A 19,155-nucleotide genomic window follows, 5' to 3' on the forward strand; every position below is an offset into this window, starting at 1 on the left:
CCTCCGGTTCCTCCGGTTCCTCCGCCTTCCCCGCCACCGTCACCCTCAACAACGGCGTCGAGATGCCGCGGATCGGCTTCGGCGTCTGGCAGGTCCCCGACGCCGAGGCGACGGCCGCCGTCGAGACGGCCCTGGCCGCCGGATACCGCAGCATCGACACGGCGGCGGTGTACGAGAACGAAACCGGCACGGGCAAGGCCCTCACCGGCTCGGGCATCCCGCGCGACGAGCTGTTCGTGACGACGAAGCTGTGGAACCACGCCGCCGAGACCTGGACGCGCGAGGGCGTCCTGCGCGAGTTCGACGCCTCGCTCGAGCGGCTCGGGCTCGACTACGTCGACCTGTACCTCATCCACTGGCCGCGCGCCGTCCGCGACGACTACCTCACCATCTACCGCACGTTCGAGGAGATCGCCGCGAGCGGCCGCGCCCGGGCGATCGGCGTCTCCAACTTCAAGCCCGCGCACCTGGAGCGGCTGCTGGCCGAGACGACCGTCGTCCCGGCCGTCAACCAGATCGAGCTCCACCCGTTCCTGCCCCAGGCCGAGCTCCGCGCCTTCCACGAGCGCCACGGCATCACCACCGAGGCGTGGTCGCCGCTCGGCCAGGGCAAGGACCTGCTCTCCGCACCCGTCATCGCGGGAGTCGCGGAGAAGCACGGCCGCACCCCGGCGCAGGTCGTGCTGCGCTGGCACCTGCAGCTGGGCAACGTGGCGATCCCCAAGTCCGTGACGCCCTCCCGCATCCGCGAGAACATCGACGTCGCCGGCTTCTCCCTCGACGCCGAGGACCTCGCGGCGATCGCGGCGCTGGACAGCGGCACCCGTCTGGGCCCGGACCCGGACGAGTTCGACATCTAGCGCCCTCCGGTAACACCACCCCGCGATATCCCGCCCCCGGGGTGCCGCAGGGGTGGCGGCCCGGGCCGGCGCCCCTGCGGGCCGCTTATAGGGTCATGTCCATGTTCCCCACGCCCTGGACCCCGCCGACCCACATCGAGGCGCAGTTGCAGGCCGCAACTGCACACGGGGACTGGGACGGCCAGCTCGGCGCCCTCGCGGTGGCCGAGCTGTACATGGAGGAGGGCCGGGCCGAGGCCGACGGGCTGGTGCCGCCCGCACCGCTCGTGCCGTACCGCGACCCGGCCTCGGGCAAGCGCTGCCTGCCCGTGCTCACCCGCGGCGCGCTGCCGCCCTGGCGCCCCGACCGGGTCCTCCAGCGCACCACGCTGGACGAACTGGCCCTGGAGTGGCCGCACGACAAGTGGCACCTGGCGGTGAACCCCGGGCACCCGTCCGCGGCGGTCGTCCCGGCCACCCCGCTGGACCGGGAGGCCTGGCTGGAGGTCTGTGCCGAGGCGCCGCCGCGCGTGCCCGGCCTCCTGCTGTCCCTGTACACGGGCCCCCTGCACGGCCCGCTCGCCCACGGTCTGGCCTGCGGCGCGCCCCTCGCCGTGCGCGACGGCGTGCCCTGGAACGAGCTCGGCGGCGTCTACCGCGACTACGACGAGGACCGCGTCACCCTGTACGGCACGTGGGGCGTCGCCGATCCCGCCGGCTGGTGGCACCTGACGCAGCGGCTGCTCGCCGGGGAGGGGGCGGACCGGGAGGCCGAGTTCGCGCTGCGGGCCCGCGAGGGCCTCGCCGAGCACTCCGCCGACGGGGCGCCGGCGACCGCGCAGTGGCGGGAGGCGGTCACCCACGTGCTGACGCACCGCGCCGCGGGCGCAGCGGAGGTGCAGGCGCTGGACGCCACCGTCACGCGCATAGCCGCGGCCGAGGAACAGCTGGTGCGCGATGCCGTGCTGCAGCCCGGCCGGCGCGTCGGCTCCACCGTGGCCCACGGCCTCGCGTGCGCGGTCGTCCTCGCCCGGCTGGGGCTGTCCGCGCGGCTGTGCTCCCCGGCCGACGCGGAACGGGTCGTCCTGACGGCCGGTGAGGCCGCCCGCAGGACGTACGCGTCGTGGCCCGCCTTCTCCGCGGGCTTCCTGCTGGGCGCCGCCCTCGGGTCCGGAGCCGGGGACGCTCGCGCAGGGGGCCCGCACGCCGGGAACCCGTACGCGGGGGTTCCGCACGCGGGGAACCCGTACGCAGGGCATCCGCACGCGGGGAACCCGTACGCAGGGCATCCGCACGCAGGGGACCCGCGCGCCGCCGTCTCCGGACACGACGCCGCCGTGAACGCGCACCGCCTGCTCCTCGGCGACCCGGCCAGTCCCTGGCGCAACATTCCCTGGTCGTGACGGCCCTGCCGCCCCGCCCCCGCGGGGCGCCGGACGGACAATCACGGGATGGGCGTGGATGGACGTAGCGGCCGAGGACGGGAAAGCGCGGCGAACCGGGACGCCGGCGTGTCCGTCGCCCTGTTCACCTCCGATCTCCGGCTGCACGACAACCCCGTGCTCACCGCGGCCCTGCGGAGCGCGCCGCACGTCGTCCCGCTGTTCGTCGTGGACTCGGGCATCGCCGCCACCGGTTTCGCCGTGCCCAACCGCGCCGCGTTCCTGGCCGACTGCCTCGCCGCGCTCGACGAGGGGCTGCGGGCCCGCGGCGGGCGGCTCGTGGTCCGCAGCGGCGAGGTCGTGGCGGAGACCTGCAGGCTGGCCGCCGCCACCGGTGCGGGCGAGGTGCACGTCGCCGCGGGCGTGAGCGCGTACGCCCTGCGCCGCGAGGAGCGGCTGCGGTCCGCTCTGGAGGCGGACGGGCGGGTGCTGCGGGTGCACGACGCGGTGGTCACGGCGGTGCCGCCCGGCGCCGTCCTGCCTGCCGGCAAGGACCACTACGCGGTGTTCACCCCGTACTTCCGCCGCTGGTCGGCCGAGCCGCTGCGGCCGGTGCTGCCCGCCCCGCGCGCGGTCCGGCTGCCCGAGGCGGCCTCGGAGCCGCTGCCCGCGGCGGCCGCCCTGGCCCGGGGCGCGGCGTCGCCCGGGCTGCCGCGCGGCGGGGAGGGCGAGGGGCGCCGCCGGCTCGCCGCCTGGCGGCGCGGCGGGCTCGCGCGCTACGCCGACCGCCACGACGACCTTGCGGGGGACGCGACCTCTCGTCTCTCCCCGCACCTCCACTTCGGCAGCCTCTCTCCGGTGGAGCTCGTCGCGTCGGCCCGGGAGCGGGCCGCCGGGGGCTGCGCGGGCGCCGCGGCGTTCGTACGGCAGCTGGCCTGGCGGGATTTCCACCATCAGATGCTGGCCGCCCGGCCGGAGACGGCCCGCCGCGACTACCGGCCCCGGCACGACCGCTGGCGCGAGGCGCCCGCGGAGCTCGCCGCGTGGCGCGCGGGCCTGACCGGCTATCCGCTCGTCGACGCGGCGATGCGGCAGCTCGCCCACGAGGGCTGGATGCACAACCGGGCCCGGCTGATCGCCGCGAGCTTCCTGACGAAGACCCTCTACCTGGACTGGCGCCACGGCGCCCGGCACTTCCTGGACCTGCTCGTGGACGGGGACGTGGCCGACAACCAGCTCAACTGGCAGTGGGTGGCGGGCACCGGCAGCGACACCCGCCCCCACCGGGTCCTCAACCCGCTGGCCCAGGCCGACCGCTTCGACCCCGACGGCGCCTACGTGCGGCACTGGGTGCCCGCGCTGGCCGGCGTGCCGGGCCGGGCCGTCCACCGGCCGTGGCGGCTGCCGGCCGGGGAGCGGGCGCGCCTGGACTACCCGGAGCCGGTCGTCTCCCTGGAAGAGGGCCTGGCCCGGTTCCGGCAGGCGCGCGGGCTCACCTGAACGGCGGTCAGCGCCCGCCGGGGCGGGGGGCGCGTCAGCCCCCGCCGTAGGCCCAGGACCGCGGTCAGCGCCCGCCGTGCCCCGGGGCGACGGCCTCGATGCGGCGGGCCAGCTCGACGTCCAGGCCGGTGACCTTGCCGCCCGCGCTGTGCGTGTTCACGCTGAGCGACACGGTGTTGTAGCCCAGGGTCGCATCCGAGTGGTGCCCCAGCTCCTCCTGGATCTGCGCGATGTGGATCACCATGGCGGCGGCCTGGAAGTGCCCGTCGAAGCGGTAGGTGCGGCTGATGCGCTCGCCGTCCGTGGTCCAGCCGGGCAGCTCCTGGAGGCGCTCCTCGACGTCCTTCTGCGAGAGCGGTTCGACGGCCATGACTGTCCCTTTCGTGGGTGGGTCCCGTGGTGGGTGCCGTGGGGAGTGCCGTAGTGAGCCGTAGTGGTTGCCCGGGGTGTGCCCGCGCCGGGTGCCGGTGACTCAAGCGTCCCACGGGGCAGGGGTGCTTTCGCGCCAATGTGCGCCGCGGCGCACGGTGAGTCGGACATGTACTACCGGGTACGACGTGCCGCTCCTATGCTCCTGCGCCGGACGTGACGCGTCACCGGCAGCAGGGGGCTGGGCATGGACGGTACGGGCAGCACGCGCAGGAACTTCATCGGCGGAGCGGCGGCCGTCGCGGCGACGGCCGGCACGGCCGCGCTCGGCGGGCGGGCGGAGGCGGCACCGCGCGCCAGACCCGCCGGGGCGGGCGCCCGCAGATCCGGCGGCGGCCCGAGCGTCGCCGTGCTCGGCGGCGGCGTCGCGGGGCTCACGGCCGCGCACGAACTCGCCGAGCGGGGCTTCCAGGTGACCGTGTACGAGAAGAAGGCGCCCGGCGGCAAGGCCCGCAGCATGGACGTGCCCGGCAGCGCGCGGGGCGGCCGCAAGGCCCTGCCCGGCGAGCACGGCTTCCGCTTCTTCCCCGGCTTCTACCAGAACCTGCCGGACACGATGCGCCGCATCCCCTTCCCCGGCAACCCCAACGGCTGCCACGACAACCTCGTGGCCTCGACCGAGGTGATGCTGGCCCGCACCGGCCACGAGGACATCCGGCTGCCGTTCCGCACGGTCGGCAAGCCGCCGCCGCTGCTCACCCCGGACGCCCTGCGCCGCGCGCTGGCCGGCTTCCTCGACGCCTTCGGCAACATCCCCGTCCACGAGACGGTCTACTTCGCGAGCAGGCTGCTCGTCTGGCTCACCAGCTGCGACGCGCGGCGGACCGGCGCGTGGGAGCGGGTGCCGTGGTGGGAGTTCATCCGCGCCGCGAAGATGTCCCCGAACTACCAGCGGCTGCTGGCCATCGGCATCACCCGCAACATCGTGGCCACCAAGGCCGAGGTGGCCAGCACCAAGACGGTGTCGACGTGCATCGAGGCGTTCCTCTTCAACGCCCTGGGGCGGGGCGCGGACGGCGAGCCGGACCGGGTGCTCAACGCCCCCACCAACGAGGCGTGGATCGACCCGTGGGTCGCCCACCTCCGCTCCCTGGGCGTCACCTTCCGGATCGGCTGGGCCGTACGGGATCTGCGGATCGCGCGCGGCCGGATCACCGAGGCGGTCGTGCAGGACGCCTCCGGCGCCAAGCAGTCGGTGACCGCCGACCACTTCGTCTCGGCGATGCCCGTCGAGCACGCCCGTACCACCTGGAACGCCCAGGTGCGGGCGGCCGACCCGCAGCTGGCGCGCTGCGACAAGCTGCAGACGGACTGGATGACCGGCATCCAGTTCTATCTGACGGAGCCCACGCCCGTCCTGCACGGGCACGTCAACCACATCGACTCCCCCTGGTCGATCACCTCCGTCGGGCAGGCGCAGTACTGGTCGGGGCGCGATTTCCGGGCCGACTACGGGGACGGTGCGGCCGCGGACTGCCTGTCGGTGGACGTCTCCGAGTGGGACAGGCCCGGCATCCTCTACGGCAGGACCGCCAAGCAGTGCACGCGCGAGGAGGTCGCGCGCGAGGTGTGGGCGCAGATGAAGGCCGGGCTCAACGACACCAGGCGCACGATCCTGAGCGACGCGAAGCTCCACTCCTGGTTCCTGGACCCGGCCGTGGAGATCGGCGGCCCCCGCCCGGTCAACGACGAACAGCTCCTCATCCACCCCGCCGGCACCTGGTACAACCGTCCCGCGGCGCGCACGGCGATCCCCAACCTCTTCCTGTGCGGGGACTACGTGGCCACCGACATCGACCTCGCGACCATGGAGGGCGCGAACGCCGCGGCACGGGCCGCGGTCAACGCCCTGCTGGACGCGGCGGGTTCGCGGGCGGAGCGGTGCAGGATCACCCCGCTCTACCGGGCCCCGGAGCTCGAACTGTTCAAGACCGAGGACGCGATCCGCTACCGGATGGGGCTGCCCAACGCGCTCGACCTTGGGTGACCCCACCGGGGTCGCCCGACCGGGGTGAGGTGCCCCGGTGGCGGCGCGTTACGGTCGGATCATGACGACTGACGTGGACGCCCCCGGGGTGGGTCCGCTGCTGCGGGAGTGGCGGGAGCGGCGCCGCATCAGCCAGCTGGAGCTCGCCCTGCGCGCCGGCGGGAGAACGAAGCCCCCTTCGCCCTTCCCATGGTGATCGACCACGCGGGCCGCACCCTCTCCTTCGTCTCGACCATCGCGACGTTCAACACGCCGATGGACGTGACGGTCTCGGAACTGGCGGTCGAAACGTTCCTCCCGGCAGACCCGGAAACCGCGCGCCTGCTGGTCACCCTCATGCCGTGACCTCTGACGCCGGGCAGCGGGTGCCGAAGGGGACTCCCGCACCCCCGGGCCGGAGTGCGCCGGCCCGGGAGGACGTGCCCCTCACGATGCCGGGTGCGGCAGGGAGGGTCGATTACCGCCCAGGTAATGGCGTTGTAATGGCGTTCGGTTCCGTTCAGCCCTGCTTGCGGTCCACGTATTCGAAGACCGAGCCGTCCGGGTGGCGGGCCACCAGGTTGCGGCCGATCGGGGTGGGTACGGGGCCGGCGATGATCTGGGCGCCCACTGACTCCAGGTCGTCCAGTGCTTCCTCGACGTCCGTCACCGCGATCGTGGCGGTGATCTTGCGCAGGATGGACAGTTCCTTCTCCGGTCCGCTCATGAGGAAGAAGCAGCCGACCGCGGCCACCGCGACGCCGCCGCGGTGGAAGCGCAGCGCTTCGGCACCGGTCAGGCGTTCGTAGACACCGATCGCGTGGTCCAGATCATCGACGCACACCCGTAGCGAGGTCCCCAGAATGTTCATGGGAACAAGGCTAGTTGGCCGCACGGCACGGTGCGGGGCGGTTCACGCGCGGCACAGGAGTTCGCCGTTCAGTACGGCGAACCAGGCGTCCTCGCGGCGGCCCCATTCCCGCCAGGCCGCGGCGATCCGGTCGAGGCGGGCCCGGTCCGCGTGGCCGCCGGCCACGGCGAGCCGGGCGTACGCGGAGGCGGTCGTGCGGTCCGCCCACAGCCCGCTCCACCAGGAGCGTTCCTCTTCGGTGGCGTAGCACCAGGCGCTCGCGGTGGCCGTCACGTCGGCAAAGCCCGCCTGCCGGGCCCAGGACAGCAGGCGGCGTCCCGCGTCGGGCTCGCCGCCGGCCGCGCGGGCGACACGCCGGTAGAGGTCCCGCCAGTCGTCCAGGCCGGGGACGGCCGGGTACCAGGTCATGGCGGAGTAGTCCGCGTCGCGGACGGCGACGAGCCCGCCGGGGCGGCAGACGCGGCGCATCTCGCGCAGCGCGCCCACGGGGTCGCCGACGTGCTGGAGCACCTGGTGGGCGTGGACGACGTCGAAGGACCCGTCGGGGAAGTCCAGGGCCCGGACGTCGCCGACCGTGAAGTCGGCGTTGGTCAGCCTGCGGGCGGCGGCCGTCGCGCGGGCCGCGCCGAGCACCTCCTCGGCGGCGTCCAGGCCGGTGACCCGGCCCCGCGGGACCATGGCGGCCAGGTCGGCGGTGATGGTGCCCGGCCCGCAGCCGACGTCGAGGATCTCCAGGTGCGGCTCCAGCTCCGGCAGCAGGTACGCGGCGGAGTTGGCGGCCGTGCGCCAGGTGTGCGAGCGCAGGACCGACTCGTGGTGGCCATGGGTGTACAGGGTGGTGTCGTCGTCAGCCATGACAGCACCGTAGATCCTCGTCTCGGATTTCGAGAGTGCCGTCTCGTATTTCAAAACACCCTGCCCCCTGCCCCTCACTCCGTCGGGAGGCGGTACACCACCAGCGCCTCGTTCTCCTTCCGCAGCGTCAGTTCGCCCGGCGCGGGCGCGATCTCACCGTCGTACGCCAGGTGCGTCCCCGGCCGGATGCCGCTGATCCGCAGGCTGCGCACCCGGGCCGTCCTGAGCACCGGCGAGTGCTTCAGGCCGCCGCCCAGCGCCGCGGCGAGCAGCCGCGTGCGGGCCAGCGGGCCGCCCGAGACCGTACGGACGTCCAGCACGCCGTCCGCCAGGTCGTGCCGCCGCACCGGCGCGAGACCCAGCCCGCGGTAGGTGCAGTTGCCCGCGAACAGCATCCACAGCCGGCGCCGCCTGCCGTCCACCTCCAGCCGGAGCGGCCGCGCCGTGCGCAGCACGTGCACCGCCGCCAGCACGCCCGCGGGCCAGGCCCCGGTGCGCGGCGCCCAGCGCTCGCGCACGCGCACCAGCTCCGGGTACGCGCCGATGCTGAAGGTGTTGAGGAACCAGCCCGCCTCCTGACCGCCGCCCGTGCGCATCCGCACCATGTCGACCGCCACGGCCTCCCCGGCCTCCACGGCCCGGCAGGCGTCGGCGAGGGACTCGATGCCCAGGTCGTAGGCGAAGTGGTTGTACGTTCCGCCCGGCAGGACCGCGAGCGGCAGGCGGTGGCGCCGGGCCACGGCGGCGGCCGCGTTGACGGTGCCGTCGCCGCCGAACACGCCGAGGGCGCCGTCCAGTTCCCGGGCCCGGAGCGCCGCCGACTCCAGCGCCTTCCCGAGGTCCCCTCCCCCTCCCTCGTCCCCGCCGTCCTGGCCGTACCCGGTGACCTCCGCGAGCGGCAGCGCCGAGCGCACCTCCTGCACCGGATCGGTGCGCACCCCCGCCGCCCGCTGCCCGGACCCGGCGTTGACGACCACCACCAGTCCCTCGCCGCGCGGCAGGGCCGGGGCGTCCGCCCGGGGCCGGGCCGGGGGCGCGAGCTGGGCGCGGGTGGGCGCGACGCCGCGCACGGCGAACGCGGCGCCCGCGCCCAGCGCCGCCCCCACCAGCACGTCACCCGGATAGTGGACACCGGTGTAGACGCGCGAGAAGCACACCGAGGCCGCCAGCGGCGCGAGGGCCAGCCCCCACGCCGGGTTCTCCAGCGCGACGCCCGTGGTGAAGGCGACCGCCGACGCCGAGTGCCCCGAGGGGAACGACGTCGTGAAGGGCTGCCGGGACAGCTGCCGTACGAGCGGCACCGCGTCCAGCACCGGGCGCAGCCGCCGCACCGACCGCTTGCCCACCGTGTTCACGGTCGCCGAGGCGACGGCCAGCGACGCCACCCCGCGCAGGGCGGCGCGGCGCGCGGGCCGCCCGCCGGCCAGGGCCGCGCCCGCCGCCATGCCGAACCACAGCAGCCCGTGGTCCGCGCTGCGCGACAGGCGGGGCAGGACGCGGTCGCCGCCGGGCCAGTGCCGGGACGCCACCGCGTGGAACGCCGCCCGGTCCCAGGAACTCACGATCTTCCGCATGGCCCACGTGTACCCCGCCGGCGGGGTACGACGCCGCCGGACCGCCGCCCGGACGCACCACCCCGACCCACCGGGCCCACCGCCCGGACCCACCACCCGGACCCGCCGGGCGGGCGCCCGGGCCGCCGCGCCCCGACAATGGGCCCATGACCGATGCGACGCTGCTCAACCGGCACCGGGAGGCGCTCGCGCTGTTCACGGAGCGCGTGCACGCCGTCCGCCCCGGCCAGTGGGACGAACCGACGCCCTGCACCGAGTGGTCCGTGCGCGACCTCGTCAACCATCTGGCCGTGGAGCAGCTGTGGGTACCGCCGCTGCTGGAGGGCCGGTCCATCGACGACGTCGGCGACGCGCTGGACGGCGACCAGCTGGGGGACGACCCGGTGGCCGCCTGGGACGCGGCCGAGGCCGCCGCGCGCGAGGCGTTTTCCGCGCCCGGGGCCCTGGAGCGGACGGTGGAGCTGTCCTCCGGGCCGTCCGACACCCGCGGGTACTGCTCGCAGATGACGGCGGACGCGGTCGTCCACGCGTGGGACCTCTCCCGCGCGATCGGCGCGGACGAGCGGCTGCCCGGGCCGCTGGTGGAGCTCACGCGGCGCGAGGTGGAGCCGTACATCGACAGCCTGGCGGGAACCGGCCTGTTCGCCGAGCCGGTGGAGCCGCCGCCGGGCGCCGACGCGCAGACCCTGCTGCTCGCGCAGCTCGGGCGCCGGGTCTGAAGGCCCGTCCCCCGGGCCGCCGGCACCTCCCCGGACGGCCGACCGGCAGGGGCCGGGTAATCGGCACCGCGCTGGGCAGGATGCCGCCATGGCCTCCCCACTCACGCTCCTCACGCCCCGCCTGACCCTGCGCCGCTGGCGCGCGGCCGACGTCGAGCCGATGGCCGCCGTCAACGCCGACCCCGAGGTGATGCGCTGGACCGGCGACGGCTCGGTGCACGACCGGGAACGGACCGCGGCCGCCGTCGCGGCCTGGGAACAGGGGTGGGACGAGCACGGCGTGGGCCTCTTCGCCGTCGAGGTGCGCCGGTCGCGCCGGCTGGCCGGTTTCGCGGGCCTGTCCGTGCCCGCCGAACTGCCCGAGCTGCGCCCGGCCGTGGAGATCGGCTGGCGGCTCGGCCGCCCCTTCTGGGACGACGGCCTGGCCACCGAGGCCGCGCGCGCCGTCCTGGACTTCGCGTTCCGCGACCGCGGGCTCGCCCGGGTCGTCGGCGTGCACCGCACCGGCCACGAGGCCCCCGCGGCGGTCATGCGCAAGCTGGGGATGCGGCACGACCGGGAGACGACGCACCCGGAGTACGGCGTGCCGGTCTGCGTCCACGTCATCGAGGCGCGGCCGTAGGACCTCCGTGCGCGCCCCCGGCCGGGTCGCTGCCGGGCAGGGTCAGGGGGCGGGCGCTCCGGGAGGAGGGCGCCGGGCCCGGCCACCCCGGAACGGTCCGGGCCCCGGGAAGGATCCGGGACCCGCCGACGGGCAGGTCCCAGAGGTCCTCGCGCGGGCGGCCCGTCGCCTCCCAGGCGGCGCGGACGCGGCGCAGGGGCTCCAGCGGCGGCTCGGCCGAGAGGATGAAGGTCGACCAGTGCATGGGGGCCATCGCCCGGGCGCCCAGGTCCTGGCAGGCGGCGACGGCCTCCTCCGGGTCGGTGTGGACCGTGCCCAGCATCCATCGCGGGTCGTACGCGCCGATCGGCAGCAGGGCGAGGTCGATGCCGTCGTAGCGGCGGCCGATGCGCTCGAACCAGTGGCCGTAGCCGGTGTCGCCCGCGAAGTAGACGCGCTGCCCGCCGGGGGCGGTCATCACCCAGCCGCCCCACAGCGAGCGGCAGGTGTCGGTCAGGGTGCGCTTGCTCCAGTGGTGGGCCGGGACGAAGTCGAAGCGGACGGGGCCGGCCGGGCCGGGCAGTTCGACGGCCTCCCACCAGTCGAGCTCGGTGACGTGCGTGAAGCGGCGCCGCCGGGCCCAGCGGGCCAGCCCGGCCGGCAGGAGCAGCGGGGTGTGGCGGGGCAGCCGCTTGAGGGTGGGCGCGTCGAGGTGGTCGTAGTGGTTGTGGCTGATGACGACCGCGTCGACCGGCGGCAGGTCCTCCCAGCGGACCCCGACCGGGGTGAGCCGGGGCGGCGTGCCGAGGATCCGGCGCGACCAGACGGGGTCGGTGAGCACCGTCAGACCGCCGGTGCGCACGACCCAGCTGGCGTGCCCGGCCCAGGTGACCGCGGTCGTGGCGGCGTCGGTGACCGGCAGCGGACCGGGCTCGACCGGCAGCGCGGCGACCTCCCGCAGGGCCTCGGCGCCGGGCCGCAGCCGCCCCTCGCGGGCCAGCCGGGCGAGGGCGCGCACGCCCGGCAGGGGCGCGGTGAGGCGGTCGGCGAACGACTTGGGCCAGATGCGGAGCTCACCGAGCGGGCGCGGCTCGGCGAGAGGGCGCTCGGTCTGTTCGGTCATCGAGGGGGCTCCAATCGCTGGGGAACCGGGGCGGTGCGGCATGTCCTGGCGTGGCGTGCGCCGGGTCCCGCACGACCGGCCACGGTAGGTCAGCCGCCGGCGAGCCGGCCGAAGGCCGATCCGAAACTGGTCAGTGCGGCGGCGACCCCCGGCGCGGCCAGCGGGTCCGGGGCGTCCAGGGCGCGCTGCCGCTCCTCGTCGGTGTCGCCGAGGAGGGGCGGGGTGGAGATGCGGACCCGCAGGGCGTCGGGGGCGTCGCCGAAGCGGTGGCCGCCGGGCACGGGGCGGCCGAGGGCGGTGCTGAGGTGCGCCTCGAGCTCGACGGAGTCGGTGATGGCGCGGCCGGCGAGGGCGGCGCGCAGCTCGCCGAGGTCGGCGTAGAGGTAGGGCCCGGCCTGCGAGGGGCGGCTGAGGACGCCGGCCGCGGTGAGGTGCTCGTGGGCGGCGCCGGCGAGGGCGCCGTAGATCCGGACCGCGGCGGCGGCCCGGGCGCGGACCGGCCCGGGCTCGTCGAGGGCGTAGGCGGCGGCCGCGGCGACGGGCGGTGCCAGCTCGGCCCGTACGGCGGCGAGCGCGGAGGTGACCCGGGCGCGCAGGACCGGGCCGCGCCCCCCGGCCGGGAAGCGGGCGACGGCGGCGGGCCAGGCCGTGGGGAAGAGGCCGCCGGCCAGGTCGGTGAGGACGACGACGTGGTCGGGCCACATCTCGGCGGGTCCGAAGAAGACCGTTCCGCCGGGGTCGTGGCGCATGTCGCGCCAGGTCTCGTCGCTGACGACGGTCAGCTCCTCGCCGACGGCCGCCTCGCACACCTCGTGCAGGAGCTCGGGCGGGGTGACCGAGCCGGTGGGGTCGTCGGCGACCGACAGGACGAGCACGCGCGGCCTGCCGCCCTCGGCGCGGATCCGGCGCACGGTCTCCAGCAGCGCGAAGGGGTCGGGCACGCCGCCGCACTCGGCGGGCACGGGCACGTGGTAGGTGGGGCGGCCGGCGAGCCGGGCGAGCGGGGGGTACCAGGCGGCGCACGGGCGCGTGAGCAGGACGTCGCCGCCGGCCCCCGCGAGGACCGCGAGCAGCAGGGGCTGGGCCCCGGGCGCGGCGACGACGTGCTCGGGCGCGGTCGGCAGGCCGCGGCGCGCCCAGTAGCCGCAGGCGGCGGCGCGCAGGGCGTCCCCTCCGCCGACCGGTTCGGGCGCGCTGTCCCGGGCGGCCTGCGCGAGGCGCGCGGCGAGCTCCGGCAGCACGGGCAGCCCGCGCTCGGGCACGGTGCCGGCCGGGAGCACGGGAAAGCTGACCTGCATCCGTCCGTACCTCCGACCGCCGCGCCGTGTGCACCGGGCGGCAGCGCCTGTACGGCACCGGGGCCGCCTGCTGCCGCCCCCGTCCACCTTCGCAGATCAGGGGGTGCGGAGCGGGCCGACACGGGCGGGCGGGTGACGTCCTTCGGCCGTGGCCGGGCGGGCGCGGCCCCCGCGGGGCGGGGGCGGCGGCCGGTCCGGGGGCGGCTGGACGAATCACGGCCCGGAGCCCGTCTCGCAGCACCATTTGCGGCCGCCGGGCGGGGGCGGCGGGACAAAAACAAAGGATTTTGCGGACTGCCCAGCTCCGGTCACCATGTCGTGTCGCACATCCTGGCGAACCTGCCCGCTGGACCGAGAGGCACACCCCCTCATGCACGACACCGACGGCACGCACACCCGCCGTTTCGGCCTCCCGACCGCCACTGCCCTGGTCATGGGCAACATCATCGGCGGCGGCATCTTCCTGCTGCCCGCGTCCGTCGCCCCGTTCGGCACGGTCAGCCTGCTGGCGTTCGGCGTCCTGACCGTCGGCGCCATCGCCCTGGCCCTGGTCTTCGGGCGCCTCGCGGAGCGCCATCCGAAGACCGGCGGCCCGTACGTCTACGCGCGCGAGGCCTTCGGCGACTTCGCCGGCTTCCTGTCCGCCTGGTCGTTCTGGACCATGACGTGGGTGAGCAACGCGGCCCTCGCCGTGGCCGGCGTCGGCTACCTGCACGTCATGACCGGCAAGGGCTCCATGGCCGGGGACCTCGCCATGGCGCTGGCGATGCTGTGGCTGCCCACGCTCGCGAACCTGGCCGGTACGCGCTGGGTGGGCGCGGTCCAGATGATCTCCACGGTGATGAAGTTCGTGCCGCTGCTGTTCGTCGCGGTCGTCGGCCTGTTCTTCTTCGACCCGGACAAGCTCGGCTCGTTCACCACCTCCGACGGCAACTGGACCGGCGGGCTGACGGCGTCGGCCGCGATCCTGCTCTACTCCTACGTGGGCGTGGAGTCCGCCGCGATGAGCGCGGGCGAGGTCCGCGACCCGGAGCGCAACGTGGGGCGCGCGAGCGTCCTGGGCACCGTGGGCGCGGCGCTGGTCTACCTCCTGGGCACCGTCTCGGTCTTCGGCACCGTCGAGCACGACAAGCTGGTGGAGTCCACGGCGCCGTTCTCGGACGCGGTCGACGTGATGTTCGGCGGCCACTGGGGCGGCACGCTGATCGCCCTCTGCGCCGTGATCTCCATCGTGGGCGCCCTCAACGGCTGGACGCTGATGAGCGCCCAGGCCCCCTACGCCGCCGCGCAGGACGGGCTGTTCCCGGCCGCGTTCGGGAAGAAGAAGCGCGGGGTGCCGACGTTCGGCGTGCTCGCCGCCGCGGTCCTCGCCTCGCTGCTGACCGTCGTCAACTACACCTCGGGCGTGGGCGGGGTCTTCGAGATCCTGGTCCTCATCACGACGTTCTCCGCGACGGTCCCGTACCTCCTGGCCGCCGCCGCGCAGGTGTACTTCCTGCTCACGGGGCAGCGGGACAAGGTCCGCACCGGCCGCTTCGTCCGTGACATGGCGCTCGCGCTGGGCGCGTTCGCCTTCTCCTTCTGGCTGGTGGCGGGCGCCGGGTACGCGGCCGTCTACCAGGGCGTGCTGTTCCTCTTCGCCGGCATCCTCGTCTACGTGTGGCTGACGGCCCGCCGCCCCGCGGCGCAGACCGGGGCACAGGACGCGGCGCAGGACGGGGCCGGGGCGCAGTCCGCCGCCCCGGAGCTGGCCGGGACGGCGGAGCAGACAGAGCAGGCGGAGGCCGTCAGGCCGTGACGCCGCCGTCGAGGACGAGGTCGGCGCCCACGGTGTAGCCGGCCTCGTCCGAGGCGAGGTGGAGCACGGCGGACGCGATCTCGTCGGGGGTGCCCGCGCGGCCGGCCGGCACCTCGCGGCTCATGCGCTCGGCCTTGTCGAGCGAGGACTCGCCGGGGCGCGAGGACATCGGCGTCTCGACGGGCCCGGGGCTCACGGCGTTGATCCGCACACCCTCGGCGATGTGGTCCAGCGCGGCGTTGCGCGTCAGGGCGGAGACGGCCGCCTTCGTGGCCGTGTACGCGCCGAATCCGGGCTTCCTGCGGTGGGCGCCCACGTTGGACGCGATGTTCACGATGGCGCCGCCGCCGTTGGCGCGCATGTGCCCGATCTCGTACTTCATGGACAGCCAGACGCCCTTGAGGTTGGTCTCGACGATCCGGTCGAAGTCCTCCTCGGGCACGTCCGCCACCTTGGCCGGGGGCACGGCGAGACCCACGTTGTTCACGGCGACGTCGAGGCTGCCGAAGCGCGCGACGGTCTGCTCCACGAGGGCCCGCACGTCCTCGGCCCGGGTCACGTCCGCGGTGACGGCGACGGCCTCGCCGCCCTCCGCCTCCACGAAGGCCACGGTCTCCTTCAGCGGCTCCTCCCTGCGGCCCGCGACCACGACCCGGGCGCCCTCCCGGGCGAAGGCGAGGGCGATGGCCTGGCCGATTCCCGTACCACCGCCGGTGACGAGGACGGTCCGGCCGGTGAAACGTGCGGTCATGTCGACACTCCTAAGCAATGGGTCGCATCAAGGCGGTTGTGTTGCATGAGATGCCGTGACGGCGGCAGCGGTCCGGAAGAGCGGCAGGAGTCCGTCACCTTCGCCTCGCTTCACTCCAGCAGGGCGAGGGCCTGCGCGGCCGCGTCCCGGAGGCGGGCCCGGCCGGGAACCGCCTTGCCGACCACCCGCATGCCCTGCATCAGGACGAGCAGCATCCGGGCGAGGGCCACGGGGTCGCGGCCGGCGGGCAGCTCGCCCTGCTCCTGAGCCCGCGTCAGCGCGGCGGTGAGCGCCGCCTCCAGGGCGAGCCAGCTCTCCTCGACGCCGCGGGCGGCGGCGGGGTCGTGCGGCGCCAGTTCGACGGCGGTGTTGGTGACGAAGCAGCCGCGCCGCAGTTCGTCGTCGGCCGCCTCGTCGGCGAAGCGGGTCACCAGCCTCCGCACGGCCGGCAGGGCCGGGCCGGGGCGCGAGAGCTCCTCGGCGATGCGCGGGCTGTGCTGCTCGCTGTAGCGCTGCAGCGCCTTGAGGTAGAGCTCGCGCTTGCTGCCGAACGTCGCGTACAGGCTGGCCCGTGCGATGCCCAGGTGACCGACGAGGTCGGCCATCGACGTCGCTTCGTAGCCGCGCCGCCAGAACAGCTCGACGGCCGACTGGAGCGCGGCATCCGGATCGAATTCCTTGGTCCTGGCCATGAGTTGACCGTAGCGGATTCGAGAACGTTCGGTCAAGAATGAACGGTCCAGAAAGCCCGGCCGCCGGGGACGGCCGGGCGGCGCGGGAGGCCTACGGGACCGGCCGCATCCTGAAGTCGTACGGCCGGGGCAGCGCCCGGGCCCGCGCCCGCGCGCGGATCTCCTCGGTGACGGGCCCCTCGCCCGCCAGCAGCCGCGCCTGGATCGCGTACCAGGTCTCGCCGAGGGACTCGTCCCCCTCGCGCAGGTCCTCCACCTCGAAGCCGCCGTCGAAGACCTCCTGCGCGGCCGCGGCGTCCCCCTGCGCGAGCAGCACCCGGGCGCGCAGCAGCCGGAAGCGGCCGTGCTCGCGGAGGTCCGGGCGCAGGCCGTCCAGCACGGCCGAGGCGTCGTCCGCCCGGCCGGCGGCCAGCAGCGCCTCCACCGCCTCGCGGCCGAGCGCGGCCATGGCGGCGGTCCACGAGGCGTTCTCGCGCCGCTCCCCGCAGGCTTCGCCGAACGCCTCCAGATAGCGGTCGGCGGCGCGCTCGGGATGGCCGTCCTCGGCGTCGGCGAAGGCCAGGCAGCGCTTCGCCCACCACAGGCCGCCCGCAGCCTCCCAGGCGCGGACGGCCTGCGAGCGGTCGCCGGTGTGCCAGCGGGCGACCCCGAGGTGGTAGGCGCCGCAGAGGTCTCCGTCGCCGATGGTCTCCAGCAGCTCGCGCCAGCGGGGCGAGACGAGCGAGGGCCCGGGCGGCAGGCTCCGGTCCGGCCGCGGGAACTCCCCCCGGTGCAGGAACTCCAGCCAGGGCTCCTGCTCCTCCCCCAGCGTCTCCGGCGCGAAGGGCGTGCCCGGCAGGTCGTAGTGCCCGCGCTCGGCCTCCAGGGCGCCCCAGCCGGAGCCGGTGTGCAGGCTCTCCTTCGGCTCGGCGTCGGCGTACGGGCGCCACGCCGCGTACGCCGCGTCCACGTCGGCACGGGGCAGGGCCGCCTCCAGCCGGGCGGCCGCCTCGCCGCGGGCCGCCGCCCAGTCGCCGCCGTGCACGATGGCGGGGTCCGCGGCCAGCGGCCCGTAGGCCTCCAGCCAGGCGAACGCGCCGCCCGCCTCCAGCGGCACGTGCTCCAGCTGGGTGCGGGCGAGCCCGGCCTGGATCTCGGCGTAGCCGCCGGTGCCCGGCTCCGTGAGCCACTCCTGCCAGCGCCGGCCGCCGCGGCCCGAGCCCCAGACGAAGAGCTTGCGGCCGCGCAGCAGATCGGTCGAGGTCTGCACGAGGCCGTGGCCGTCCGCGCCGAGGGAGGCGATCCAGCGGCGCTCCGAGCCCGGCACGTCGTAGAAGAAGTCGGAGGCGTGCGTGCTGTTCAGGGGGTACGTGCGGTCGGCGCCGTCCCACCCGGGCACCGGGACCCGGCTCAGGCTGCGTTCGTAGCCGAACCGCCAGGCCGCCTCGGCGGGCGCGAGCACGCGCGTGCCCGCCTCCTCGGGGACGGCGATGTTGGACCACCAGTAGACCGGGGCGGGCCGGTCGTGGGGGTTGCGGACGCGCACGCCCACGTAGAGGAAGTCCGAGCCGTCGGGCAGCCACAGGTCGACCTGGAACGGCAGGTCGCGCAGGCGCTCCCACTCCCACAGGCGCAGCATCTCCCCGCCGTCGGGAGCGGGCACGCGGGCCGCGTGCAGCGGGGCCACGGACAGCGTCGTGTGGCCGGTCGCACCGATGTTCCATTCGATGCCGCCGGAGAACCAGGCGCCGTTCAGGGCGAACGAGGCGGGCTGCAGGACGGGGTTGCGGTAGAGCAGCTGCCGGCCCGTCGGCTTGTACTCCAGGGAGTGCACGCGCCCGCCGAGGCCGGGCAGGACGGTGGCGCGCAGCCGGTCGTTCTCGATGACGATCGCCTCGAGATCGGCGGGGGTGCGCCTGCGGGAGTAGCCGTCGCGGCGGCGCACGGGCAGCAGGGACCGCAGGGGCGCGTGGCCGGCCTGGCGGGCCATGTCGGCGGGCAGGGCCCTGCGCTGTTCGGCGTCGATGCGGTGGACGTCGGCGGCCGTGCGCAGGGACGGCAGCGGATCCTCCGCGCCGAGCGGGGCGGCGGGCAGGGACAGCACGGCGCGTCGGATGGTCGTGGGCACGGCAACCTCTCTCAACCCTGGTGGTCCGGGGTCAGCCCCGGCGGTCCGGTCTCAATCCTGGTGCTCCTGCGGCATGTCCGCGGTGATCGCCCAGCGTTCGTGGTCGCGCCACGCCCCGCCGATGAAGAGGAAATCCGGGGAGAAGCCCTCCAGCCGGAAGCCGTGCCGCTTCACCAGCGCGAGTGACGCCGTGTTGCCCGGCTGGATGTTCGCCTCCAGGCGGTGCAGGCCCAGCGGGCCGAAGGCGTGGCGCAGGACGAGCCCGAACCCCTCGCTCATGAGGCCGCGCCCGGCGGACGGCACGAACGCGCCGTAGCCGAGCGCGCCGCACAGGAAGGCTCCGCGCACGATGTTGTTGATGTTGACGAAGCCGGCCGGGCGCCCGGAGTCGCGCAGGCACACGAGGAAGCCCGCCCGCTGCTCCCCGTCGAAGCGGGCGGCATACTGCGCGAAGCCCTCCTCTGTGGTGGGCATGGACAGCCACGGGCGGTGCAGGTCCGCGCTGTCCCGGACCAGGCGGGTGAACTCCGGACCGTCCTCCGGCGTGACGGCCCGGATCGCGACCCGCGGCCCCTCGGCGAGGACGCGGGCGCGGGCGCCGGCGGTCTGGTGATCGGACACCGCTTCATCGTACGGTCCGGCCACCGCCC

Annotated in this window: 18 protein-coding genes and 1 pseudogene; 9 read left to right on the plus strand and 10 right to left on the minus strand. The window is 75.4% G+C overall.

Annotated features, from left to right (window positions below):
- The first annotated feature begins 62 nt into the window (after nucleotides 1-62).
- The 3 genes from ACFPP6_RS19980 to ACFPP6_RS19990 all read left to right on the plus strand — a co-directional run bounded on the left by ACFPP6_RS19980 (nucleotide 63) and on the right by ACFPP6_RS19990 (nucleotide 3,721).
- Nucleotides 63-860 carry an aldo/keto reductase gene (locus tag ACFPP6_RS19980; RefSeq protein WP_382044582.1) on the plus strand — a complete coding sequence of 266 codons (798 nt, stop codon included), beginning with the start codon at nucleotides 63-65 and terminating at the stop codon, nucleotides 858-860.
- 101 nt (nucleotides 861-961) lie between these two features.
- On the plus strand, nucleotides 962-2,242 hold the full coding sequence (locus tag ACFPP6_RS19985) for a DUF1266 domain-containing protein (RefSeq protein WP_382044057.1): 1,281 nt from the start codon (nucleotides 962-964) through the stop codon (nucleotides 2,240-2,242).
- A 108-nt stretch (nucleotides 2,243-2,350) separates the two neighbouring features.
- Nucleotides 2,351-3,721: a cryptochrome/photolyase family protein gene (locus ACFPP6_RS19990; protein WP_382044060.1), complete on the plus strand. Its 1,371-nt coding sequence runs from the start codon at nucleotides 2,351-2,353 to the stop codon at nucleotides 3,719-3,721.
- A 64-nt stretch (nucleotides 3,722-3,785) separates the two neighbouring features.
- Here ACFPP6_RS19990 and ACFPP6_RS19995 read toward each other — a convergent pair whose 3' ends face one another.
- The gene (locus ACFPP6_RS19995) at nucleotides 3,786-4,091 is read right to left on the minus strand and encodes a 4a-hydroxytetrahydrobiopterin dehydratase (protein ID WP_168093213.1); all 306 of its coding nucleotides are present in this window, start codon (nucleotides 4,089-4,091) and stop codon (nucleotides 3,786-3,788) included.
- Between the two features lie 246 nt (nucleotides 4,092-4,337).
- On the opposite strand from ACFPP6_RS19995, the gene ACFPP6_RS20000 reads away from it, so the two are divergent.
- From ACFPP6_RS20000 to ACFPP6_RS20010, 3 genes and pseudogenes are all read left to right on the plus strand, one after another.
- On the plus strand, nucleotides 4,338-6,137 hold the full coding sequence (locus ACFPP6_RS20000; protein ID WP_382044062.1) for a hydroxysqualene dehydroxylase: 1,800 nt from the start codon (nucleotides 4,338-4,340) through the stop codon (nucleotides 6,135-6,137).
- 61 nt (nucleotides 6,138-6,198) lie between these two features.
- Entirely contained in the window at nucleotides 6,199-6,333 is a 135-nt protein-coding gene (locus ACFPP6_RS20005; protein WP_382044624.1) for a hypothetical protein, read from the plus strand.
- Nucleotides 6,306-6,482, plus strand: a pseudogene (locus tag ACFPP6_RS20010) (transcriptional regulator); the annotation flags it as partial. The gene ACFPP6_RS20005 and the pseudogene ACFPP6_RS20010, both read left to right, overlap by 28 nt.
- A gap of 154 nt (nucleotides 6,483-6,636) precedes the next feature.
- Here ACFPP6_RS20010 and ACFPP6_RS20015 read toward each other — a convergent pair.
- The 3 genes from ACFPP6_RS20015 to ACFPP6_RS20025 form a co-directional block, all read right to left on the minus strand.
- Nucleotides 6,637-6,987 (minus strand): VOC family protein, encoded by a 351-nt coding sequence (locus tag ACFPP6_RS20015; protein ID WP_382044065.1) that lies wholly within the window; start codon nucleotides 6,985-6,987, stop codon nucleotides 6,637-6,639.
- Nucleotides 6,988-7,029: 42 nt separating this feature from the next.
- The gene (locus ACFPP6_RS20020; protein WP_382044068.1) at nucleotides 7,030-7,842 is read right to left on the minus strand and encodes a methyltransferase domain-containing protein; all 813 of its coding nucleotides are present in this window, start codon (nucleotides 7,840-7,842) and stop codon (nucleotides 7,030-7,032) included.
- 74 nt (nucleotides 7,843-7,916) lie between these two features.
- Nucleotides 7,917-9,416 (minus strand): bifunctional phosphatase PAP2/diacylglycerol kinase family protein, encoded by a 1,500-nt coding sequence (locus ACFPP6_RS20025; protein ID WP_382044070.1) that lies wholly within the window; start codon nucleotides 9,414-9,416, stop codon nucleotides 7,917-7,919.
- A 146-nt stretch (nucleotides 9,417-9,562) separates the two neighbouring features.
- On the opposite strand from ACFPP6_RS20025, the gene ACFPP6_RS20030 reads away from it, so the two are divergent.
- Complete coding sequence (locus ACFPP6_RS20030; protein WP_382044072.1) at nucleotides 9,563-10,135, plus strand: TIGR03086 family metal-binding protein; 573 nt, start codon at nucleotides 9,563-9,565, stop codon at nucleotides 10,133-10,135.
- 88 nt (nucleotides 10,136-10,223) lie between these two features.
- Nucleotides 10,224-10,757, plus strand: coding sequence for a GNAT family N-acetyltransferase (locus tag ACFPP6_RS20035; RefSeq protein WP_382044075.1), 534 nt, complete (start codon nucleotides 10,224-10,226; stop codon nucleotides 10,755-10,757).
- Here ACFPP6_RS20035 and ACFPP6_RS20040 read toward each other — a convergent pair.
- A complete protein-coding gene (locus tag ACFPP6_RS20040; protein ID WP_382044078.1) occupies nucleotides 10,738-11,859 on the minus strand; it encodes an MBL fold metallo-hydrolase in 1,122 nt (373 codons plus the stop codon). The genes ACFPP6_RS20035 and ACFPP6_RS20040 overlap by 20 nt on opposite strands.
- Before the next feature lie 89 nt (nucleotides 11,860-11,948).
- Nucleotides 11,949-13,157: an aminotransferase class I/II-fold pyridoxal phosphate-dependent enzyme gene (locus ACFPP6_RS20045; protein WP_382044081.1), complete on the minus strand. Its 1,209-nt coding sequence runs from the start codon at nucleotides 13,155-13,157 to the stop codon at nucleotides 11,949-11,951.
- 370 nt (nucleotides 13,158-13,527) lie between these two features.
- Between ACFPP6_RS20045 and ACFPP6_RS20050 the strand changes: the two genes are divergently transcribed.
- Nucleotides 13,528-14,955, plus strand: coding sequence for an amino acid permease (locus tag ACFPP6_RS20050; RefSeq protein ID WP_382044084.1), 1,428 nt, complete (start codon nucleotides 13,528-13,530; stop codon nucleotides 14,953-14,955).
- Here ACFPP6_RS20050 and ACFPP6_RS20055 read toward each other — a convergent pair.
- The 4 genes from ACFPP6_RS20055 to ACFPP6_RS20070 all read right to left on the minus strand — a co-directional run bounded on the left by ACFPP6_RS20055 (nucleotide 14,945) and on the right by ACFPP6_RS20070 (nucleotide 19,126).
- The gene (locus ACFPP6_RS20055) at nucleotides 14,945-15,706 is read right to left on the minus strand and encodes an SDR family NAD(P)-dependent oxidoreductase (RefSeq protein WP_382044087.1); all 762 of its coding nucleotides are present in this window, start codon (nucleotides 15,704-15,706) and stop codon (nucleotides 14,945-14,947) included. The genes ACFPP6_RS20050 and ACFPP6_RS20055 overlap by 11 nt on opposite strands.
- Nucleotides 15,707-15,816: 110 nt before the next feature.
- Nucleotides 15,817-16,398 carry a TetR/AcrR family transcriptional regulator gene (locus ACFPP6_RS20060; protein WP_382044089.1) on the minus strand — a complete coding sequence of 194 codons (582 nt, stop codon included), beginning with the start codon at nucleotides 16,396-16,398 and terminating at the stop codon, nucleotides 15,817-15,819.
- Nucleotides 16,399-16,489: 91 nt separating this feature from the next.
- Entirely contained in the window at nucleotides 16,490-18,505 is a 2,016-nt protein-coding gene (locus ACFPP6_RS20065; protein ID WP_382044092.1) for a DUF5107 domain-containing protein, read from the minus strand.
- A 51-nt stretch (nucleotides 18,506-18,556) separates the two neighbouring features.
- Entirely contained in the window at nucleotides 18,557-19,126 is a 570-nt protein-coding gene (locus ACFPP6_RS20070; RefSeq protein WP_382044095.1) for a GNAT family N-acetyltransferase, read from the minus strand.
- Nucleotides 19,127-19,155: the final 29 nt, after the last annotated feature.

This window comes from Streptomyces aureoversilis (assembly GCF_042657885.1).
GTDB classification, from domain to species: Bacteria; Actinomycetota; Actinomycetes; order Streptomycetales; family Streptomycetaceae; genus Streptomyces; species Streptomyces aureoversilis.

Excerpts from the sequence above, each read along its gene's own strand:
- ACFPP6_RS20030 (WP_382044072.1), top strand. The coding sequence starts at position 9,563 with ATGACCGATGCGACGCTGCTCAACCGGCACCGGGAGGCGCTCGCGCTG.
- ACFPP6_RS20005 (WP_382044624.1), top strand. The coding sequence starts at position 6,199 with ATGACGACTGACGTGGACGCCCCCGGGGTGGGTCCGCTGCTGCGGGAG.
- ACFPP6_RS20045 (WP_382044081.1), bottom strand. The coding sequence starts at position 13,157 with ATGCAGGTCAGCTTTCCCGTGCTCCCGGCCGGCACCGTGCCCGAGCGC.
- ACFPP6_RS20035 (WP_382044075.1), top strand. The coding sequence starts at position 10,224 with ATGGCCTCCCCACTCACGCTCCTCACGCCCCGCCTGACCCTGCGCCGC.
- ACFPP6_RS20020 (WP_382044068.1), bottom strand. The coding sequence starts at position 7,842 with ATGGCTGACGACGACACCACCCTGTACACCCATGGCCACCACGAGTCG.
- ACFPP6_RS20000 (WP_382044062.1), top strand. The coding sequence starts at position 4,338 with ATGGACGGTACGGGCAGCACGCGCAGGAACTTCATCGGCGGAGCGGCG.
- ACFPP6_RS19985 (WP_382044057.1), top strand. The coding sequence starts at position 962 with ATGTTCCCCACGCCCTGGACCCCGCCGACCCACATCGAGGCGCAGTTG.
- ACFPP6_RS19980 (WP_382044582.1), top strand. The coding sequence starts at position 63 with ATGCCGCGGATCGGCTTCGGCGTCTGGCAGGTCCCCGACGCCGAGGCG.
- ACFPP6_RS19995 (WP_168093213.1), bottom strand. The coding sequence starts at position 4,091 with ATGGCCGTCGAACCGCTCTCGCAGAAGGACGTCGAGGAGCGCCTCCAG.
- ACFPP6_RS20015 (WP_382044065.1), bottom strand. The coding sequence starts at position 6,987 with ATGAACATTCTGGGGACCTCGCTACGGGTGTGCGTCGATGATCTGGAC.
- ACFPP6_RS20050 (WP_382044084.1), top strand. The coding sequence starts at position 13,528 with ATGCACGACACCGACGGCACGCACACCCGCCGTTTCGGCCTCCCGACC.
- ACFPP6_RS20040 (WP_382044078.1), bottom strand. The coding sequence starts at position 11,859 with ATGACCGAACAGACCGAGCGCCCTCTCGCCGAGCCGCGCCCGCTCGGT.
- ACFPP6_RS20055 (WP_382044087.1), bottom strand. The coding sequence starts at position 15,706 with ATGACCGCACGTTTCACCGGCCGGACCGTCCTCGTCACCGGCGGTGGT.
- ACFPP6_RS20025 (WP_382044070.1), bottom strand. The coding sequence starts at position 9,416 with ATGCGGAAGATCGTGAGTTCCTGGGACCGGGCGGCGTTCCACGCGGTG.
- ACFPP6_RS20060 (WP_382044089.1), bottom strand. The coding sequence starts at position 16,398 with ATGGCCAGGACCAAGGAATTCGATCCGGATGCCGCGCTCCAGTCGGCC.